The sequence below is a fragment of the Commensalibacter oyaizuii genome (genome assembly GCF_029953265.1).
In the GTDB taxonomy this organism is placed as follows: Bacteria; Pseudomonadota; Alphaproteobacteria; order Acetobacterales; family Acetobacteraceae; genus Commensalibacter; species Commensalibacter oyaizuii.
In genome coordinates this window covers 537,870-558,561 of sequence record NZ_JASBAO010000001.1, presented here as the reverse complement: position 1 = coordinate 558,561, position 20,692 = coordinate 537,870, and the positions used below count along the sequence as shown (strand labels likewise).

Sequence of the window (20,692 nt, the reverse complement as noted above, 5' to 3'; positions counted from 1 at the left end):
ACCTAATTAATATAAATATATTTTACTCTAATCCAAGTAAATTTCTGACTGCTGCCCCTGCATTTTGTTGTGATAATAGACTTTCGCCCACCAAAACAGCACTGGCACCTATAGATTGTACTTTGTGAATATCATCAAACGTCTTTAAACCACTTTCAGATACAATAATTCGATCAGGGGGAACCAATGGGGCCAGTGCTTGCGTTACGGCAATATCAGTTTTTAAAGTACGTAAATTCCGATTATTAATACCAATTAGAGAAACATCTAAGGCTAGCGCACGATTTAGTTCTTGCTCGTTATGAACTTCAACCAATACGTCTAATTCAAGACATGTTGCCAATTCAACCAATTCGGCTGCCTCCTGATCCTTGAGTGCCGCCATAATAATCAAAATACAGTCTGCATCAATGGCACGGCTTTCATAAACCTGCCAAGGTTCAAGGATAAAATCCTTACGTAAGACGGGTAATGAACAAGCCTCTTTGGCGACTTTCAAATCTTCGTTATTACCGTAAAAATATGCACTTTCCGTCAAAACAGATAAACAACTGGCCCCTGCGTTTTCATACTGAACGGCAATCATAGCAGGATCGTATTCTTGACGAATAATACCAGCAGAAGGAGAGGCCTTTTTACATTCAGCAATAAGTCCCATCTGCTTTTTTGCCATTTTTTCCTTAAGAACACGGGCAAATCCGCGGGTGGGTGTTTTCTTATTTTTTGCTTCTTCAGCAATTTCTTTTAAAGGTTTAACACTGGCTCTTTTTTGTGTTTCTGCTCTGGTTCGGGCGCATATTTGCTCCAACACATCTGACACTTCGTTTTCAGATTGTAAAATTGCGTCTAGGACTGGGTCTGTTGAGGATACTTCGTTCATGATAATAACTGGTAATATACTTTAAGAATTTCGTTGAATAGATTTTAATATTGTTATTGCTTTACCATTGTCAATGACTCTGGCAGCGTGAGAAATGAGTTGACTTAAAATAACAGGATCAATTTCACCACGGGAATTAATCAAGGAATGGTCTTGAACAATATGCATTGCAATCGCAGTGTTGATCAGTACTGTATCACGATATGGGCCTTTTTGACCATTAAATAATTCAAGCATAGCATTCGCATTATATTGTGGGGATCCGCCACGTATTTCGGATAATGGTGCTGGTGTTATCCCAGCTTTTTCGATATCTTGTAAGGACAAGCTGACTGGAATAATTTTATTATTTTCTAAAGCCATGATCTTAGAAGGGCCAGCTAAGGTAACTTCATCGACCCCCTGCTCGCCTTCCATGGAATTGACAGATCCATGTACGACCCATACACGCTGGGAACCTAAATTACGTAAAACATTAACAAAGGGTTCCAGCCATTTGGGATGATAGACACCTATCATTTGGTATTTAACATTTGCAGGATTGGACAAGGGGCCCAACAAATTAAAAATCGTCCTGATCCCAAGCTCTTTTCTGACAATGCTGATATCCTTTAAAGCAGGATGATGCACAAAAGCCGATAAAAAGGCAATTTTGTGTTGATGCAGCATATTTTGTAAAACGACAAAATCAGTTTGAGGGGGGATATTTAATGCTGACAACACATCCACCCCACCAGATTTAGAGGATTGCGCTCTATTCCCGTGTTTGGCTACTGATATTCCCAATGCGGCCAGAACAAAGCTTACTGCTGTTGAAACATTTAATGTACTGTGTCCATCCCCGCCTGTCCCACAAACATCTATAGTTTTAGGATCGTTGATTGGGAGGGCAAGCATACGATGACGCATTGCCCGTACAGCGCCTTCCAATTCTTCGATAGTTTCACCACGTATTCGCAAAGCTGCCAAAAAGGCGGCAATTTGTGAATGTGAAAGATGACCAGATAAAATAGCATTAAAAATTTCCGTTGATTCTTGCGAGGAAAAAATTTTTCTTTGTAATGCTTGTTCTAAAATATGAGTAAAAGAAAAAGACAAGTTTATTCCTTCATTCAAGGTTTTTGCTTATTCCATTGGGTAGCGATATCCATAAAGTTTTTTAACAAGTCATGCCCCTGCTCTGAAGCTATACTTTCTGGATGAAACTGTACACCATAAATAGGCAGCTCTTTGTGATGCAACGCCATCAAAATACGGTCTTCGGTAAACGCTGTTGGTAAAAAGCTGTTGGGTAACGTATCAACATCAACAATCAAAGAGTGATAACGGGTAACTTTCAAAGGGTTTGATAAACCTTTGAAAATTCCTTCCCCTGTATGAAATATGGGATACACCTTACCATGCGCTGGTTTTTCTTTAACGACTTTTGCACCAAAAGCTTGTCCAATGGCTTGATGACCTAAACATACTCCTAGGATTGGGATTTCATTGGCGGCTGTTGTGATTAAATCGCAGCATATTCCTGCTTCTGATGGGCTGCAGGGACCTGGTGATATCACGATGGCCTCTGGTTTTAAAGCCATAGCATCTTGAACGGTAATGGTATCGTTTCGATGAACAATACATTGATGACCCAAATCACCAAAATATTGAACAAGATTATAGGTGAAACTGTCGTAGTTATCGATAAGTAAAATCATTTATTCCTACACAATCAATAAAGCTGTATTCTTAATATATTATAAATTATTTATAGGTTTTAGGATATATATTTGATTAACTATCGTGATGATCAATATCTGGGACGAAAGACCATGCTTCTTCTGCAGCTCTAAATAGTGCTTTGGCTTTATGTTGCGTTTCTTCGAATTCGCTCTCTGGATCACTGTCTGCCACAACACCGCAGCCTGCCTGAACATACATGGTTTTATCTTTGATCAAAGCAGTCCTTAACCCGATGCATGTGTCCATACTGCCGTCGGCGCCAAAATAACCAATACATCCAGCATATGTTGCGCGTTGAGTATGTTCAATCTCGTCAAGGATTTCCATTGCCCTAATTTTAGGGGCACCTGTTAAAGTACCAGCGGGAAATCCTGCAATTAAGGCATCTAATGCATTTAAATTTTGTTTTAAACGACCCTCAACATTCGAAGAAATATGCATGACGTGGCTAAATCGTTCAATGACAAATTGTTCTGTCACCTTGACAGAACCAATATCACAAACACGACCAACATCGTTTCGTCCTAAATCAATCAGCATCAGATGTTCAGCCAGTTCTTTTTGATCAGCCAATAGATCTTTTTCTAATTGTAAATCTTCTTCAGGTGTTTTTCCTCTGGGACGTGTGCCTGCTAATGGCCGAACGGTGACTTTACCGTTGCGTAACCTGACTAAAATTTCAGGCGATGAACCAACCAACGCAAAATCATCAAGTTGTAGACAGAAAAGAAAAGGTGCAGGATTAATGCGTCTTAGTGAACGATATAATGCCACTGGTGGCAGTTCAAATGGAATAGAAAAACGTTGACTGGGCACAACTTGGAACGCATCCCCTGCAAAAATATATTCTTTGATGCGTTTTACTGCGTCTTTAAACTCATCCTTGGTAAAGGTAGAGGATGGTGTTGGAAATTGGTCTTTTTTAGTTTTATGAATTATCGTGCTGAGGGGGATGGGTGCATTTAATGCCCTTTGGACTTGACCAAGAAGCTTTTTGGCTTTTTCTTGTTCGGCTTGAGATTGATTTCTTAAGGGAACAGCCAAGGTTAATTCGTCTTTAACCGTATCAAAAATAGCAAATACCGAAGGTCTGATCATAATTCCTTCAGGTAAATCCAAATCATTTTTGGGGGGATTAGGCAAATGTTCCATTTGCCTGACCATATCATATCCCAAATATCCAAAGATCCCACCGACCATTGGTGGAATAGTATCTGGAATATCCAGTTGACTTTGATTTATGAAATCTTGCAGCGAAGTCAGAGGAGAAATGTCATGTTGTATAAACTGATCTGGGTTGTTTATTGGGTCTGTATTAATTGAAACAATTCCCTGCTGACATTTCCAAATGATATCGGGTAACAAACCAATAATTGAATAACGAGCACGAGATACTCCCCCTTGCACGCTTTCAAGTAAAAAAATATTTTTTGGATGATTCCCTGCAAGTACAGATAACTTTAAAAATGCAGATACAGGGGTAATAAGATCAGCAGATTCAACGGTATATAGTACAGTTTTTTGCTGACTTAATTGAAATGGGCCATTTGACACTTAAAATATATCCTTAATCTTATTAATTACTGTACTGCTTGATAACAGCATCAATAGCCTGCTGGTTACTTGATGATTTCTGTGTAGATTGAACGAAATTCTTATAGCTTAGTAAAATATCATTATTTTCAAGTTCTATAAGTTTGTTTTTCAAATTTTTATAAGCAGCAGAATCAGTTTGTATCGTAGGAGCTGAAATATGCGTTAACGTTGCGACATAAAATGCATCTGGGGTTTCAACCATGGTTGATTGACCGTTTTGCAATTGGAAACTGGCATTTTGTAAAGAAGCAGGAATATTTTCAATCAAATGATTTCTTGAAAAAGTAGCATTTTCACCTTTAATCGCACTTTTATTGCTTTGAACTTCTTTAAATAGAGCAGAAGCCGCTATGTTTGCTTGTTTTTGTATTGTTGCTTTCTGCCATGTTTTTAATACTTTTTCTTTCACATCTTCGAATTTTTCTTGATGAGATGGATCTATATTCTCCACAACAAAGGCATAGTAGATATTATTATCCCCTTGAATAAGAGAAGGCTGTCCATTTTTCGCAGCCGAAAAGATATTTGTTAACATGGCTTGTTTAGTTTTTGGATCCGATGGAATGGGTGCTGGCATACCTTCGGTTGTCAACCCTTGTTCGTTCAATGTACCTTCCACTGCAACGACACCCAATCCACCTAATTTTCCATCCAGTCCAGCCCCACCAGCCAAGACATCTTGTATTTCTTTGATATTATTTCCAAAGGTTTGTTTTGCTTTTGCTTGAGTTAACTCTTGCTTTAAGGTTTGTTTAACATCACTTAAAGGGATATCATGTGCAGGATTAAGAGCAATGACTTTAAAAACACTCCACCCCATTGGGGTTTGAACTGGGGATGAGATATCATTTACATTCACTTTATTAACGGCATTAGTTAGTTGAAGTGATGGTGAAGATGCTGCACTAAAATCAGGGATGTTGCTGACAAAACCATGTTCTTTGGCAGTTTGTTTTTGGATTTCGTCCCAAGATGTATTTTTCCAAGCTTTTGCTAGGTTCTCGGCAATCTCTTTATTTTTAACTGTAATCAGTTGAATTGCCTTGGTTGCTGGTTTTTTAAATAGATCTTTTCTTGTATTATAATAATTAAGAATATCTTGATCTGAAATTACAACATCTTTGGCAACAGTTTCGGGTGAGATAAAAATTAACTTAACACGTCTAAATTCTGGGGCGGTAAATTCCCACATATGATTGTCATAATATCTTTTTAAAACGGCTTCTGAAGGGGGTGGTTCAGGTTTAAAACTATCTAAAGGGAATTTTTTATAAGCAATCGTTCGGGTTTCATTTTGATAATCAAAGAAAGGTTTAATCATCGCGTTTGGAACAGTCGTTCCCGCAGTTAAAGGACGAATGATTGCATCAAAACTATATTGATCACGTACAATATTTAAGAAAGCATCTTGTGTAATATGACTTTGCTGTAAAAAGTTATCAAAGATTGCACGATCAAATTGTCCGTTTTTTTGAAATTGCGGCATCGCAAATACTGCATGACGTAATATATCATCTGGAACTGTTAATCCCAAGTTATGTGCGGCTTCAATAAATGAGGTTTGTGTCATTAGTTGTTGTAATGCTTGGTTTACAATCTTGGTTTTAGTATTATTTGGGATTTGCGAGATATCCGCAAACCCTTGTTCAGCGGCATATTCGCCTAGCTGCCCTTTAACCGCAGTATTTAGCTGTTGAACAGAAATCGTTTGATTTCCAATCCATGCGACAACATTTGCATTTTTTTGGCTTTGGCTGGTCCAAATATTTTCAAGTCCCCAACCTGCAAATACGATAAAAATAAGCCCGACAAGAATACGCCCAACCCATGAATCAATAAACAAATGTCGTAACGAAGACAGCATATGATGAAACCTACATATTGAATTTAATAGTGATGATCGTTTACATGATAATCATATATGAAGAAATAACCTATATATTTAAAAGCTGCAAAAAAAATGTTATTTGTTTTAAATCATACGCAATTATTTTATTTTATGATAAGATCACATACTCAATTATAAAACGAAGTTTATAACCTATCCATAATAATATCATAATTTTAGGAGTATTTAAAATGGCTGGACCGATTATTATCGGAAATTGGAAAATGAACGGGTTAACAAAAGACGCAGATCATATTATCTCTGCTTTGTTAACGTACTCCAATAACCATAAAAACTTTGCAAAAACGGTTGTTTGCCCACCTTTTACGCAGTTACAACACGTAAAGGAATTGATTAAAAATACTCCTTATGGTTTGGGTGCTCAGGATTGTCATGTTGCGTCCAAAGGTGCACATACTGGTGATATTGCTGCTGATATGATTAAAGATCTTGGTGCAGAATATGTTATCGTGGGCCATTCTGAACGCAGAAAAGATCATAGCGAAACAGATCAACTGATTCTTCAAAAGACGCAGGCCGCACAGTCATCAGGTCTGTTACCAGTTGTGTGCATAGGTGAAACCAAAGAAGAACGTGAATCTGGCCAATATAAGGAAGTCATTGCAACCCAAATCAAGGGGTCCCTTCCCTCAGAATTTAAAGGATTGGTTGCGTATGAACCAGTTTGGGCAATTGGCACAGGAATATCTGCAAAAAATGAAGATATTGCCGAAGTTATCGAATTTATTCGTGAAAAACTTATTGCTCAATACGGAGAAAATGGTAAAAAAACACCTATATTATACGGTGGATCTGTAAAACCAAATAATGTAAAAGACATTTTTGCTATTGCTGAACTTGGTGGTGTTTTGGTTGGTGGTGTCAGTTTAATTCCTGAAGACTTCCTTCAACTTGTTAATATTGCCCAAGATTTCATCTAATTAAAGATATCCCTGCCCTTGTTGTTGGTGAAAGTATACTAAACAAATGATGACTATTCTTCTTATTTTGCATTTAATAGTAACCCTTGCTTTGATTGGTGTTGTTCTTATTCAACGCAGTGAAGGTGGTGGCCTGGGTATTGGCAGCAGTCAAGGAATGGGATCATTTATGACAGGTCGGGGAACAACAAATTTACTAACCCGTACAACGTCTGTGTTGGCAGCGACTTTTATGATTTTATGTTTGGTTATGGCTGTTTTAAATAAGGGCGCTGCAACCAAAACAAATGATATTTTATCCCAACCTCAGTCCGTTGAAAAAACAGCACCACAAAAATAAGTTATTTTTATTTAGATTCTATAGCTTTTCAATATGGTCGGATCAGTATAAAAGAAAGCTCCATGACGCGATTTGTATTTGTTACTGGTGGTGTGGTTTCCTCGTTAGGAAAAGGCATTGCTTCGGCAGCGCTGGCAAGTTTATTGCAGGCGCGTGGTTACTCTGTTCGATTAAGAAAATTGGACCCCTATCTTAATGTTGATCCCGGGACAATGAGCCCTTATCAACATGGTGAGGTTTTCGTTACCGATGATGGTGCAGAAACTGATCTTGATTTGGGGCATTACGAACGATTTACAGGGGTTCATGCTTCACGAAATGATAATGCGACCACAGGTCGTATTTATTCAGATGTTATTATGCGTGAAAGACGTGGCGATTATTTGGGGGCCACGGTTCAAGTTATTCCCCATATTACCAATGCAATTAAATCTGTGGTTTTACAAGGTGCTGATGATGTTGATTTCATGCTGGTTGAAATCGGCGGTACCGTTGGCGATATTGAAAGCCTACCCTTTTTAGAAGCTATACGGCAGTTACGAAATGATTTAGGTGCTGATCAAACCCTGTTTATGCATTTGACATTAGTTCCTTGGATTGCTTCTGCTGGGGAATTAAAAACAAAACCAACCCAACATTCTGTCAAAGAATTACAAAATGTTGGTATACAACCCCAAATTTTATTGTGCCGTTGTGATCGTCCTATTCCAAAGCATGAACGTCAAAAGATTGCAAACTTTTGTAACGTCCGTCCTGAATCTGTTGTTCCAGCATTAGATGTCAAGACGATATATGAATGTCCTATTGCCTATCACAACGGAGGGTTGGATACAGAAGTTTTACGTTATTTTAAATTACCTTACGACAAAGAGCCAGATCTAAGTAAGTGGCACAATATTGTTGATGCGATAAGAAACCCTCAAGATCAGGTTACCGTTTCAATTGTTGGAAAATATACAGCTTTATTAGATAGTTATAAATCCCTAATTGAAGCATTATTACACGGCGGAATTGCCCATAAAACCAAAGTTAATATCGAGTGGATTGAATCAGAGCGCTTAGAAGAAAGTAATGATATTGGGTCCTTCTTTGAAAACAGCAATGCGATTTTGGTACCTGGTGGTTTTGGTGAACGAGGCAGTGAAGGTAAAATTCTAGCTATTCAGTATGCCAGAGAAAATCATATTCCTTTTCTAGGGATCTGTTTTGGTATGCAGATGGCCGTTATTGAGTGTGCTCGCCATTTAGCAGGATTACCCAAAGCTTCCTCTTCTGAATTTGGTCCAACTGATGAACCTTTGGTTGGCTTATTGACCGAATGGATTGATTCCGGTCAGGTAAAACGTCGTTATTCAGGGGATAAAATGGGGGGGACAATGCGTTTAGGTTCCTATACAGCGTCCTTAGTCCCTGGGTCAAAAGTCGCCAGTATTTATGGTAGTACAGAGGTTCAAGAACGTCATCGCCATCGTTACGAGGTAAATATTCATTACCAAGAGCAAATCGAAAAGGCTGGATTACAATTTTCAGGTCTGTCTCCTGATAAAGTACTACCCGAAGTGGTTGAATATCCAGACCACCCTTGGTTCATAGGGGTGCAATATCATCCAGAGTTACGCTCTAAACCTTTTGATCCACATCCTTTGTTTTCCAGTTTTATCAAAGCAGCAATAAATCAGGCTCACTCAAAATGACAATTTGTAAATCAGTTCATGTCGGTTCTTTAACCATTGCTAATGATCGTCCGTTTACTTTGATTGCTGGTCCTTGTCAGATTGAATCACTGGATCATGCCTTGGAAACAGCCGATCGACTAAAGGACATTTGTTCAAAGCATCATATTGGACTGATTTATAAAAGTTCCTTTGACAAAGCTAACCGTACTAGTATTCAAACACAACGCGGATTAGGAATTAAAAAAGGACTTGCCATATTAAATGAAGTCAAAACAAAATTAGGGTTACCTATATTGACAGACGTTCATTTACCTGAACAATGTTCTGAAGTGGCACAAGTGGTTGACGTTTTACAAATTCCAGCTTTTTTGTGTCGTCAAACTGATTTGTTGATCGCTGCTGCGCAAACTAATAAAGTTATTAATGTAAAAAAGGGACAATTTTTGGCCCCTTGGGATATGAAGAATGTTGCTCATAAAATTGCCTCGACAGGCAATGAGCAAATTCTACTATGTGATCGTGGAACATCATTTGGTTATAATACACTGGTTAGTGATATGCGTGGCCTACCCATCATGGCGCAGACTGGTTATCCCGTAGTATTTGATGCAACCCATTCCGTACAGCAACCTGGTGGAATGGGGAATACTTCGGGTGGTCAACGTGAATTTGTAAGTTATCTTGCCAAAGCTGCCATGGCGGTTGGTATTGCTGCTTTGTTTGTGGAAACACATGAAGATCCTGACAATGCCCCAAGTGATGGCCCTAACATGATTAAGCTGGATGATTTGCCTGCCCTTTTAGGCAAGTTGAAACAAATAGATCATATTACCAAGGAACCCTAAAAATAATTGCTCCGAATAGGCAGATTTGGATGATAAGGGTTGTTAGCCATCTAATGGCTCGATAGCCTGGTGGTTGTTCTGCTGGTAAATAAGCATTACGCTCTAAAAATAAAGTTGTGGCAAAACCTATCATTAATAATATTAGTGCCAGTATCCATTTTTGATTGGCTGTAAATATAATTGCCAGCTCGGCAAAAATACACGGAATGATGGCAGTAAATAAACGTGTTTTGTCAATGGTGCTAACATCGTTATCAAGGAGAATAACAGGTTTCTGCATTGTAAGAATCCAGTTGATACCACCGATAAACGCCAACATTATTCCCCCATACCCAACAAAAGAAGGTAATAATACAGGCAACGATGTTTGAGGTGAATAAAACATCATCATGAAAGCCATAAACACCAAAGGAATTGGTGACAAAACCCCTATTAAAAAAGATAAAAGAGGCATTCGCTTCATAAGAGTCTCCAAAAGTTATTATTATGGTTACAAATTAAATTATAGAATATCTAGTAATATAACAATTTCTTGATTATAATCACATGTATTTAACAAAGTTCCTTTGCTAATACACATCTTTAATGTTGTTAATCATATATTTATGGCAATATTTCAGGGGTGTGATTTTAATATCTAATCTTTTTTAAAACACTTACTTCGTTAGGATATAAAATGAGTGCAATTGTTGATATCGTAGCACGCGAAATTCTTGATAGTCGTGGTACCCCAACCGTTGAGGTTGACGTTGAATTAGAAACAGGTGTGATTGGCCGTGCGGCTGTTCCGTCTGGTGCATCAACAGGGGTTCATGAAGCTGTTGAACTGCGTGATGATGATAAAAACCGTTATTTTGGTAAAGGCGTTTTAAAAGCGGTTAATAACGTCAATAGCGAAATTTTAGAAGCTGTTGTCGGTTTAGAATCTCTTGATCAAATTTTAATTGATCAGACCATGATTGATCTTGACGGGACCCCTAATAAAGGACGTTTAGGGGCAAATGCTACATTGGCTGTATCTATGGCTGTTGCAAAGGCATCTGCAGAAGAATTGGATATCCCTTTATATCGTTATTTGGGTTCCCCTTATTCCCATGTCTTGCCTGTTCCAATGATGAATATTGTGAATGGTGGTAAACATGCTGATAACCCAATTGATATTCAAGAATTTATGATTGTCCCTCATGGTGCTTCTTCTCTTGCAGAAGCTGTAAGAATGGGGGCAGAAGTTTTCCATACATTAAAGAAAGACTTACACGCTGCTGGACTAAACACCAGCGTCGGGGACGAAGGTGGATTTGCGCCAAATCTTAAATCAGCTCATGAAGCGTTATCTTATATCATGAAAGCAATTGAAAAAGCTGGATATAAACCTGGTGAAGAAATTTCATTGGCACTGGATCTTGCTTCTTCTGAATTCTTTAAAGATGGCAAATACAATATGACTGGTGAAGGTAAAATCTTTACCTCAAGCCAGATGGTTGATTATATCGTTGGTTTATGTAATGACTTCCCTATTATTTCAGCAGAAGATGGATGTTCTGAAGATGATTGGGAAGGTTGGTTAGAACTAACCCAAAAATTAGGAAATAAAGTTCAATTGGTTGGTGATGATTTATTTGTGACCAATCCTGAAAGACTTGCAAGAGGTATCAAACAAAATATTGGTAACTCTTTGTTGGTTAAAGTTAACCAAATCGGTACTTTGACAGAAACCTTCAAAGCAATGGAACTGGCACATCGTCATGGTTATACAACCGTGGTCAGCCATCGTTCTGGTGAAACCGAAGATGCTACAATTGCTGATCTTGCTGTGGCTACAAATGCTGGTCAAATTAAAACAGGGTCTTTGTCTCGCTCTGATCGTATTGCAAAATACAATCAACTTATCAGAATTGAAGAAGATCTAGGCGCTAATGCAAGATACGCTGGTCGTAATGCATTTAAAGCTTTAGAAATTCTATAAGTTTAATTAAGTAAAATCGGGGTTAATATATTAACTCCGATTTTATTGTATTTAGGATGTAAGGGGTAAAAATGGGTTTTTTTCATGTAGTAAAGAAAGTAATTAAATCAGTTGTCCCTCCTGTATTTTTTTTAGGATTAACAGGGTATTTTCTTTGGAATACGCTTAATGGTGACCACGGACTAAAAAGTTATTATGTTCAGCAAAAATTGCTGGTAGAAGCGCAAAACGCGCAACAAGATGCTGTATCTGAACAGCAGGCTTGGGGCAGACGTGTTGTGGGTTTAAAAGAAGGTGCTTTGGACAAGGATTTGTTGGACGAACGCGCACGTGTTATGTTGAGCTTTGCTCAAGACAATGAAATTGTTATTCCTTATAAAGCAAATGATCACTTGTACTAGTTTACATTGGGTCATTCAGACATAAAAAAAGCTGGAACATTTTGCCCAGCCTTTCTTGATTTTATATTACTATAAAACTTATTTAATTTTTGCTTCACGAAACACAACGTGTTTACGAACAACTGGATCGTATTTTTTTAATTCCATTTTACCAGTGTGTGCTCTTGCATTTTTTCTGGTTACATAGAAAAAACCTGTTTCAGCGGTTGAAAGCAATTTGATTTGAATTGTGTTACTTTTAGCCATTACGTCCTCGTTTTGATTAGCTTTATCTTGATACAGCTTATATCATTTATTAAATGCTTGTAATTCGTATAAAGATCAAGTCTATTCTTTAATTTACTCTATTTTCATACAATTTTTTCATTATTTGTCAAATTATATTTAAAATATCATTACTGATAAGATCTTAAATTGTAATTTGATAGAAATAATATAAGAAATCAATAAATACTAGTTCCTTATACAATATGTTTGCTAAAAATTCTAATTGAATAACGACAGTTTTTTACAAAAATCCTTAATAGTTCGGGCATCAACCGTTTCTGCTTTTGGTATTTCGGCGATAACTCTTACTTTACCATGACGCTCAATAGCCTTTTTATTTGCAGGATTGGAACTGCCATTTAAAATAACTCCCGCGATAGGAATATGATGATGTCGTAAACATTCTATGGTTAACAAAGTATGGTTTAACGTACCCAAACTGGTTCGAGCCACAATAATAACAGGCAGGTTTATTTTCTTCATGCAGTCAATCATAAATTGATTTTCTGCAATTGGGACAAAAATTCCCCCTGCCCCTTCGACTATATATGTTTTTGATGGGTCGTTAAGGGTAAAGTTCATTTGATGAATATCTAACTTAATGTTTTCTATCTCTGCCGCTGCTTCAGGTGATAGCGGATGTTGTAATTCGATTAAGGGCGGAATGATTTGTTGATCTCGCAAACCTGTCAATTTGCAAATTGTATTTGTATCGCCTGGATCACAATTTAATCCTGTTTGAATGGGCTTCCAATATAATGCATTTAGTAATTTCACCAGACAGGCGGAAATAAAAGTTTTCCCAACATCCGTATCGGTTCCCGTGACGAAATACCCCTTTGCGGCAAAGCGTTGAAAAATTCCATACGCAATCTGATAAGTCGTGTAGCCATAATTTGTATCAAATTGATCAATAATTTTTCTCAGTCTTCCTGCGGATAAAGGGCGATGCATATTACGTGGTGTATGCGCACCGATAGAGCGTAGATCCTTGATGAACTGATAACCACTGATGGAACGATCGATAATTTTTTCCTCTTCCCAATAGCCATGTCCATGGTCAGATGGCCAGTAGGTTTGCAACCTATCGATAGATGGATATTGCTGAAAAGAGTTGGAATAACCATTACTTTCGTAAAGGTGCTTCCATTCGATAAAATTTCCTTCGCTTAACGTAGAACATACTAAATACCCATTTGGTGTCAGTAAATTACTCAGTTGTTGTAATGCCGTCGGCAGATTTTCGAACCATTGAAATGCAAGGCTTGAACAAATAAGATCGAAAGAATGATAATTTTTACTAGGATTTTCCCCGTCCATGACTTCAAAATGGATATTGCTTGTAGTATTTTTGTAGTTCTGTTTTAAATACTCAATCATATTCGAAGAAATATCTGTTATCGTAAACTGAGCTGTTGGAAATAATTTTAATAGCTCTTGAGTCAAAAACCCTGTTCCACATCCTACTTCAAGAATTGAAACAGGATGTGGTCGATATTGATAAAGTTTTTTAATTTTTGCAATTAATTGACGAACGACAATCTTTTGAACGTGTGCTGAGCGATTATAATCATGAGCTTTATCAAAAGCGTTGCGAATTTTGTTTTTATAGGTAGTCATTATAACATTGCATTTTGCTGAATAAGAGTTACACAAAGTTTAGGGTGGGTTATTGGTAATAAATGTGTATGACTGTCGACCCAATGAATATGCTGTGTCGGAAAAGAAGCTGTTGTCATTGCTTGGGGTATAACAGGATCGTTTGTTGATGAAATAACTGTTAATTTATCAGAAATCAATGGTATTATATGGCTGACATCTTCGGTCTTTAACCATTTTAATCCTAATTGCAATAATGGAATATTGATATCTTTGATTGACGATGAGGGTGTATAACCACATTGCTGGTAAAATTGTGACAAGGTTTCAGTTTTTGGTTGTTCTAATCCTTTGGACATGCGGTCTAATATTCGTGTGGGAATACCATGAATAAAATTTTCGGTTTTTGAAAAACGTGCAAAGCTATTAATCGCAATATAATGCTTAAATCGGTGAGGAAACTGCTTTAATAAATATAAGAACCCCAAGGAATGTCCAACTGCAACTATATGATCTTGATGCGATATGAAAGAATGTAGCTCTTGTTCCGATGTTGGTTGATTACTGATAAATCCAATATCAAGGAGATGTATTTTATAGTTGGAGCAATAAGGAAGGATTTTATTCCAAAATTCTTTTGAAAATCCCCATCCATGTACAAACAAAAGCTGAGGCTTTGATGTCATGATGCTTGCCATAATTCGGGATTAAAATGAAGAGATTGATAAATTGTTTCAAGCAGAAAATCAATTTCGTCAACTGTATGCCCAGCACTGATTGTCAGTCGCAGTCGGCTGCTATTTTGTGGAACGGTTGGTGGTCGTATTGGCATGATCCATAATCCCTTATTTTGTAGCTTTTGTGCCAGTTGAACAGAATAATTAGCAGATCCAATAATTAAGGGGATAATTTGCGATGTAGAGGTCCCTGTTTCTATTCCCCAAGAAGATAGTTTATTTTTAATACGGTGACATTGACGATACAGATATTCACGTTCATCAGACATATTAGGTATCAATTCCAGTGCGGCATGAATACTGCCTATGATTGAAGGAGGCAAAGCTGTCGTGTGTATAAATCCAGAACAATAATTGATTAACCAATCACACAATGCTTTTGATCCGGCAATATAAGCCCCAAAACTGCCCCAGGCTTTGCTGAATGTACCCATGGTAAGATCAGCGATTCTAGGGGCAAGTCCCTGCCCCTGATGGCCAAAAACTCCGCTAGCATGGGCATCATCTAAGTACAAAAAGGCATCATAATGATCTGCCAGCTGGCGAAGAGTTTGTAAATCAGCTTGATCTCCGTCCATACTGAAAATGGTCTCAGTAATAATAAGTTTTGTTCCTTTTTCATCAGCAATAAATTCTAAACGCTCCTTTAAATGTTGCATATCGTTGTGATGAAAACGAATTTGCTTTGTTTGGCCTGCTTTACATCCATAATGCAAGCTGGCATGGTTTAATTTATCGGTAATGACCCATACAGGTTTGGGCAGGTTTTCTAATAAACACGCAATAACTGCGACGTTGGCCTGCCATCCGGAGGCAAAGATGATGGCTGCCTCTGTTCCCAAAAACCGAGCAAGATTTCTTTCAAGATCATCTTGATGTTCGGTATGTCCCGTAATTAATCGTGATGCAGCTGATCCTACACCGTAATTTCTAATATATAACTGACTTAACTGTTTTAAATGATTATTAAAAGAAAACCCCAGATAGTCGTTACTGGAAAAATTAATATACGCAGTATTTTTATGATTGATATGTAATGAATCTGTATAGTTAATGGGTTTTAACTGCCTTTTAATGCCTCTTTCTTGTCTATATTGTAACGACTCTTGAAAAAAATGATCAAATTTACTCATAAAAAACAATCTATTTAAGGTAGGGATAAAACAGTATAAAGTTAAAATATTCTTATACAATTTTATATGCAATGGTAATGTCTCAATCAATTTTTAAAAATATTTGGCTTCCTTATACTCAAATGCAAACCTGTAATACACCCATTATTGTGGAGCAAACACAAGGTTCTCGTATTATCTTAAAAGACGGTACAGAGCTTATAGATGGTATTGCTTCGTGGTGGACTGCGTGTCATGGATATAATCATCCCTATATTGCAGATCAAGTTAAAAGCCAGCTTGAAAAAATGCCACATATTATGTTTGGCGGAATTGTTCATGAACCAGCGTTAATGTTGGCTGAAAAGCTGAGTAATTTACTACCAGGATCTTTAAATAAAGTTTTTTTTACTGAATCAGGATCAGTTTCGGTCGAAGTTGCCATGAAAATGGCCATTCAATTTTGGCTTAATCATAACCAACTAAATAAGACAAAAATTCTGTCTTTTTACGGGGGATATCATGGTGATACTTTGGCAACAATGGCTGTGTGCGACCCAGATGAGGGAATGCACAGCTTATTTAAAGAGGTTTTACCAAAACAATATATATCAGCTTTGCCATCTACTCTTGAATTACAGAAATATTTTGTCAATTTTCTAGAGCATCATCATCATGAAATCGCTGCAATACTAGTGGAACCTCTAGTTCAGGGTGCGGGTGGAATGTTATTTCATGAACCTGAAGTTTTATCTTTTTTACGTAAGCAAGCAGACCATTATGATATTTTGTTAATTTTCGACGAAATTTTTACAGGATTAGGACGAACTGGCAGTTTATTTGCTTGTAATCAGGCAGAAATTATTCCCGATATTATAACTTTATCGAAAGCATTAAGTGGTGGAACGATGCCATTGGCAGCAACCATTGCCCAAGATCATGTTTATAATGGTTTTTTATCAGATCAGGATACGCACGCATTAATGCATGGTCCAACCTTTATGGCTAATCCTTTGGCTTGTGCTTGTGGGAATGCTTCTTTGGACTTATTCAACAACTATGATTGGTTTGGTAACGTTCGATCTATTGAATCTCAATTACAACAAGAGCTTGCCCCCTGTCAGCAGCTGGATCAGGTTAAGAACGTGAGGGTGAAAGGAGCCATTGGGGTAGTAGAATTATACAAAATTACAAATATCAATCTATTAAAACAACAGTTTTTGGCTCAACATGTATGGATTAGGCCCTTTAGAAATATAATATATTTAACCCCTGCTTTTACAATTTCATCGTCCGAGTTGAGCCATCTAACTCAGACGATTTATAAAGTGTTAGCAGGTTGAAATATTATTTTTTATTTGCTTTTTCTGATTCAGAAGGTGTTGTTTTAGAAGGAGAAAGATTTTTTAAAGTTTTTACTCCTCCTTTGTGTTTTGCAATTTCTGAATCTTTCACAATGGTTACCGTTCCAGTAGAAGTAATCATTGTGCTGGTTCCATCACCATTTGGAATAACGATAGGTTGGCTGTTGGTATTCTTTTCAATATATTTGGGGGCATGATCTTCGATATGATCTGGTAAGACCCCACCACGACGCAGCGGTAGTGAATTCATCTTATTACCTGATGCACCATTTTTAATTAGGTTGCTTTCGCCTTCATTTAAATTGCCATCTTCGGGGAAATCAGAAGGTAGGGTACGGTCTGTCCCACGTTCTTTGGTAACCACATCCACATCAGCACCAGAAGCACGACTATAATCAGACAAAGAGAAACTGTCATCATTTGCAACGTCACTAAGTGTGGGTAATGCTGGGGGACGAGATGGCCAAATATTTTCACCTTGGGGAAGAATCGGAGTAGATGCTACCATCTCCCCTCTTACTCTCATCATATTTTCAGAATTCCCTTTTGGGGCTTCTGGATTGCTGCCAGGTAAACGTACGGTGTCATCTAAAAATCGATCAAATCCGGAGCAACCGCTTAACAGTAACACCGATGCTATAAGAGCAGCATAGCTCCGCATTCAAAGTCTCCAATTTATTATAAAACTAAAATCTGTTTGCAATTTGCCTTTAAAGCAAAAAAATCTCAAGAGAAAAACACAGAATAATTCTAAGTTTTTTCTGATTTGTTAATAAAATTTATCCCTTTATAAACATATCCCCAACCAGTTACGATGGTTAAGATACCTGAAATCCATAACAATACTGCACCAATTAAACTAATTGGTGCCCAACCGATCCCTAACATTTCTGCACTACTGTCACCAGCCAGCAAAAAACCAATAGCAATCATTTGAAAAGTTGTTTTCCATTTTGATAATTTTGTCACAGGTAAACTTACTTGTGAGGATGCCAAGAACTCTCTTAAACCACTGACTAAAATCTCGCGAGAGAGAATCACCATAGCAGGAATTAAACCACCATAAGGTAGTCGATCATAACTGGCCATAACGATGAGTAAAATTCCAACTAATAATTTATCAGCAATAGGATCCAACATTCTGCCCAATTCAGAAAGTTGTTGCCAAGCCCTCGCTAGTTTCCCATCCAAATAATCGGTAACCCCCGCCAAGATGAATAATAAACATGCAATAAAATCGGTGATTGGCTGATTAATCATTACAAGAATAGCCAATAAAGGAATAATGATAATACGCGATAAAGTTAGACAATTGGGAAGATTATTAAACATAACTTTTTCAGATAATGGCTATTTGCAATAAATCAGAACTAATAGTCTTATAAGGTATTTATCATAAGAAAAATATATTAATAATGAAAGAATTACAAAAAATCTTTATTTGTTATTTTTATGCCATCCTGGTCGAAAATGCCCGTAGATTGTTTCTGCCAATGCTTCATTAATACCAGGTATTGCTGAGAAATCGGATAAACTGGCTTCTTTTACGCCCTTAGCTGATCCAAAGTGATTTAATAATAGCTTTTTACGACGCATACCTATTCCTGGAATATCATCAAGCTCAGAACGTTCAATGGCTCTTGATCTGCCACTTCGATGGGTTGTAATCGCAAATCGATGGGCCTCGTCACGTAATCTTTGTAAATAGTATAAAACGGGATCGTTTATTGGTAATTGAAACGGCTCTTGATCCTTGGTGAAAAACCATTCACGACCAGCATTGCGGTCTTTGCCTTTGGCGATACCGACCAAAGCAACCCCTGTAACATTCAATTCTGATAAAATAGATTCAACTGCTGAAAATTGCCCTGCCCCCCCGTCAATTAACAACATATCAGGCCAGCTACTTTTATCATTTTGGTTTTGTTTACTAAAGCGTCTTGATAAAACCTCACGCATCATCCCAAAGTCATCTCCTGGAGTAATATCAGATTTAATACTGAATTTACGATATGCAGATTTGATAAAGCCTTCAGGTCCTGCAACGATCATACATCCATAGGCAAAACTGCCCATAATGTGACTGTTATCGTAAACTTCGATGCGATTGGGAATATCTGGCAACAAGAATAATTCTTTAACCTTTTCAAGCAGTATTTTTTGAGATTCTGTTTCAGCTAATTTACGTTCAAGTGCACCTTTAGCATTTTCAACGGCGTGATCTATAACCGCTTTTTTTTCGCCTTTTTGAGGAATACTAATCGTTACTTTATGATTTGCTTTAAGGCTTAATGCTTCCCGAATAACTTTTTCTTCGGATAAAGCAATATTTAACAATAATTGTGGTGGTGGGGTCTTATTTTCATAAAATTGACCTATAAAAGCTGTAACGATATCCTCATCTGATTGGTCTTCTGTATGGTCAGGAAAGAAGGCTCTATTACCGTTATTGCGACTTCCTCTAATAAAGAAAACCTGAATACAACAGGTGTTTCCCGCCTGGTAAAAGGCAATAATATCAGCATTAGTGATTGATGATGGGTTAACAACACCTGTACTACGAACGTAGGTAAAGGCACGAATACGATCTCGTAAAGCTGCAGCACGCTCGTAATCTAAATTTGCCGCAGCCTTTTCCATTTCTTGGGCCAGTTGCTGTTGAAGGGTAATGGTTTGACCCGACAGGAATTCTCTAGCTTGTTGTATAAGTTGTTGGTATTCAGTTGCTGTTATCCGATTATCGCAGGGGCCAGAGCATCGTTTAATTTGATATAATAAGCAAGGCCTTGTTCTAGACTGAAATTCACTATCAGAGCAAGTTCTTAGCAAAAAGATCTTTTGCAATAATTCCAATGTTTGATTAACTGCCCAAACCGAGGCAAACGGTCCCCAAAACTCATTTGTCTTGGAAACTTTCCCACGATGCTTGTCAATTCTTGGCCATTCATCTTTTGTTATAACAAGCCAAGGGTAAGTTTTATCATCCCGTAATAAAATATTAAAACGTGGTTTAAAACTTTTAATGAGGTTTGCTTCAAGTAAGAGTGCTTCAGCTTCGGTGTAGGTAGTGATGATTTCCATAGACGCGGTTTGGGAAACCATACGTCGAATACGATCAGATAATTGGGTTAAATGAGTATAAGATGTTACTCTTTTCTTTAAATTTTTAGCTTTCCCTACGTACAGAACCTCGCCATCTTTATTAATCATTCTGTAAACCCCTGCCTCAGAAGGCATGGTTTTAAGCATTTTTCTTATGACATTCACACCTTGGTGCGAATCAGGTGATGTTGATATCGATTGATTCATAAAGGTATCTTACGTTGTGAAATTTTATAAAATTCTATTCTGCCTT

20 protein-coding genes are annotated in these 20,692 nt (G+C 37.5%); 7 read left to right on the top strand and 13 right to left on the bottom strand.

Annotated elements, in window-relative coordinates:
* Positions 1 to 22 precede the first annotated feature (22 nt).
* The 5 genes from trpC to QJV27_RS02395 all read right to left on the bottom strand — a co-directional run bounded on the left by trpC (position 23) and on the right by QJV27_RS02395 (position 6,065).
* Positions 23 to 880, bottom strand: coding sequence for an indole-3-glycerol phosphate synthase TrpC (gene trpC, locus QJV27_RS02415; RefSeq protein WP_281447394.1), 858 nt, complete (start codon positions 878 to 880; stop codon positions 23 to 25).
* Between the two features lie 21 nt (positions 881 to 901).
* Positions 902 to 1,978, bottom strand: coding sequence for an anthranilate phosphoribosyltransferase (gene trpD / locus QJV27_RS02410; protein ID WP_281447393.1), 1,077 nt, complete (start codon positions 1,976 to 1,978; stop codon positions 902 to 904).
* Between the two features lie 14 nt (positions 1,979 to 1,992).
* Complete coding sequence (locus QJV27_RS02405) at positions 1,993 to 2,580, bottom strand: anthranilate synthase component II (RefSeq protein ID WP_281447392.1); 588 nt, start codon at positions 2,578 to 2,580, stop codon at positions 1,993 to 1,995.
* 76 nt (positions 2,581 to 2,656) lie between these two features.
* The gene (trpE, locus tag QJV27_RS02400) at positions 2,657 to 4,159 is read right to left on the bottom strand and encodes an anthranilate synthase component I (RefSeq protein ID WP_281447391.1); all 1,503 of its coding nucleotides are present in this window, start codon (positions 4,157 to 4,159) and stop codon (positions 2,657 to 2,659) included.
* A gap of 22 nt (positions 4,160 to 4,181) precedes the next feature.
* A complete protein-coding gene (locus tag QJV27_RS02395; protein WP_281447390.1) occupies positions 4,182 to 6,065 on the bottom strand; it encodes a peptidylprolyl isomerase in 1,884 nt (627 codons plus the stop codon).
* Between the two features lie 215 nt (positions 6,066 to 6,280).
* Between QJV27_RS02395 and tpiA the strand changes: the two genes are divergently transcribed.
* The 4 genes from tpiA (at position 6,281) to kdsA (ending at position 9,891) form a co-directional block, all read left to right on the top strand.
* Positions 6,281 to 7,030 carry a triose-phosphate isomerase gene (gene tpiA, locus QJV27_RS02390; protein WP_281447389.1) on the top strand — a complete coding sequence of 250 codons (750 nt, stop codon included), beginning with the start codon at positions 6,281 to 6,283 and terminating at the stop codon, positions 7,028 to 7,030.
* Between the two features lie 46 nt (positions 7,031 to 7,076).
* On the top strand, positions 7,077 to 7,370 hold the full coding sequence (gene secG, locus QJV27_RS02385; protein ID WP_281447388.1) for a preprotein translocase subunit SecG: 294 nt from the start codon (positions 7,077 to 7,079) through the stop codon (positions 7,368 to 7,370).
* 62 nt (positions 7,371 to 7,432) lie between these two features.
* Complete coding sequence (locus QJV27_RS02380; RefSeq protein WP_281447387.1) at positions 7,433 to 9,064, top strand: CTP synthase; 1,632 nt, start codon at positions 7,433 to 7,435, stop codon at positions 9,062 to 9,064.
* Entirely contained in the window at positions 9,061 to 9,891 is an 831-nt protein-coding gene (gene kdsA / locus QJV27_RS02375; RefSeq protein WP_281447386.1) for a 3-deoxy-8-phosphooctulonate synthase, read from the top strand. The genes QJV27_RS02380 and kdsA overlap by 4 nt, the downstream gene beginning before the upstream one ends.
* Here the strand turns inward: kdsA and QJV27_RS02370 are convergent.
* Complete coding sequence (locus tag QJV27_RS02370; RefSeq protein ID WP_281447385.1) at positions 9,875 to 10,354, bottom strand: DUF3429 domain-containing protein; 480 nt, start codon at positions 10,352 to 10,354, stop codon at positions 9,875 to 9,877. The genes kdsA and QJV27_RS02370 overlap by 17 nt on opposite strands.
* A 213-nt stretch (positions 10,355 to 10,567) precedes the next feature.
* Here QJV27_RS02370 and eno point away from each other — a divergent pair, with 213 nt between their 5' ends.
* Together eno and QJV27_RS02360 are read left to right on the top strand one after the other, a co-directional pair.
* On the top strand, positions 10,568 to 11,857 hold the full coding sequence (gene eno / locus QJV27_RS02365) for a phosphopyruvate hydratase (RefSeq protein WP_281447384.1): 1,290 nt from the start codon (positions 10,568 to 10,570) through the stop codon (positions 11,855 to 11,857).
* 71 nt (positions 11,858 to 11,928) lie between these two features.
* Entirely contained in the window at positions 11,929 to 12,258 is a 330-nt protein-coding gene (locus tag QJV27_RS02360; RefSeq protein ID WP_281447383.1) for an FtsB family cell division protein, read from the top strand.
* 78 nt (positions 12,259 to 12,336) lie between these two features.
* On the opposite strand, the gene rpmG is transcribed toward QJV27_RS02360, so the two are convergent.
* The 4 genes from rpmG to QJV27_RS02340 form a co-directional block, all read right to left on the bottom strand.
* Entirely contained in the window at positions 12,337 to 12,504 is a 168-nt protein-coding gene (gene rpmG, locus QJV27_RS02355) for a 50S ribosomal protein L33 (RefSeq protein ID WP_008853818.1), read from the bottom strand.
* 240 nt (positions 12,505 to 12,744) lie between these two features.
* Positions 12,745 to 14,145, bottom strand: a complete 1,401-nt coding sequence (gene bioD / locus QJV27_RS02350; RefSeq protein ID WP_281447382.1) for a dethiobiotin synthase — start codon at positions 14,143 to 14,145, stop codon at positions 12,745 to 12,747.
* Complete coding sequence (locus tag QJV27_RS02345; RefSeq protein ID WP_281447381.1) at positions 14,145 to 14,810, bottom strand: alpha/beta fold hydrolase; 666 nt, start codon at positions 14,808 to 14,810, stop codon at positions 14,145 to 14,147. The genes bioD and QJV27_RS02345 overlap by 1 nt, the downstream gene beginning before the upstream one ends.
* Positions 14,807 to 15,994, bottom strand: a complete 1,188-nt coding sequence (locus tag QJV27_RS02340) for an aminotransferase class I/II-fold pyridoxal phosphate-dependent enzyme (RefSeq protein ID WP_281447380.1) — start codon at positions 15,992 to 15,994, stop codon at positions 14,807 to 14,809. The genes QJV27_RS02345 and QJV27_RS02340 overlap by 4 nt, the downstream gene beginning before the upstream one ends.
* Positions 15,995 to 16,071: 77 nt before the next feature.
* On the opposite strand from QJV27_RS02340, the gene QJV27_RS02335 reads away from it, so the two are divergent.
* Positions 16,072 to 17,316, top strand: coding sequence for an adenosylmethionine--8-amino-7-oxononanoate transaminase (locus QJV27_RS02335; RefSeq protein WP_281447379.1), 1,245 nt, complete (start codon positions 16,072 to 16,074; stop codon positions 17,314 to 17,316).
* A 4-nt stretch (positions 17,317 to 17,320) separates the two neighbouring features.
* Here the strand turns inward: QJV27_RS02335 and QJV27_RS02330 are convergent, their stop codons facing one another.
* The 3 genes from QJV27_RS02330 to uvrC all read right to left on the bottom strand — a co-directional run bounded on the left by QJV27_RS02330 (position 17,321) and on the right by uvrC (position 20,646).
* On the bottom strand, positions 17,321 to 17,998 hold the full coding sequence (locus QJV27_RS02330) for a hypothetical protein (protein ID WP_281447378.1): 678 nt from the start codon (positions 17,996 to 17,998) through the stop codon (positions 17,321 to 17,323).
* A gap of 89 nt (positions 17,999 to 18,087) precedes the next feature.
* Positions 18,088 to 18,669 carry a CDP-diacylglycerol--glycerol-3-phosphate 3-phosphatidyltransferase gene (gene pgsA / locus QJV27_RS02325; protein ID WP_281447377.1) on the bottom strand — a complete coding sequence of 194 codons (582 nt, stop codon included), beginning with the start codon at positions 18,667 to 18,669 and terminating at the stop codon, positions 18,088 to 18,090.
* 105 nt (positions 18,670 to 18,774) lie between these two features.
* Positions 18,775 to 20,646, bottom strand: a complete 1,872-nt coding sequence (gene uvrC / locus QJV27_RS02320; protein WP_281447376.1) for an excinuclease ABC subunit UvrC — start codon at positions 20,644 to 20,646, stop codon at positions 18,775 to 18,777.
* Positions 20,647 to 20,692 lie beyond the last annotated feature (46 nt).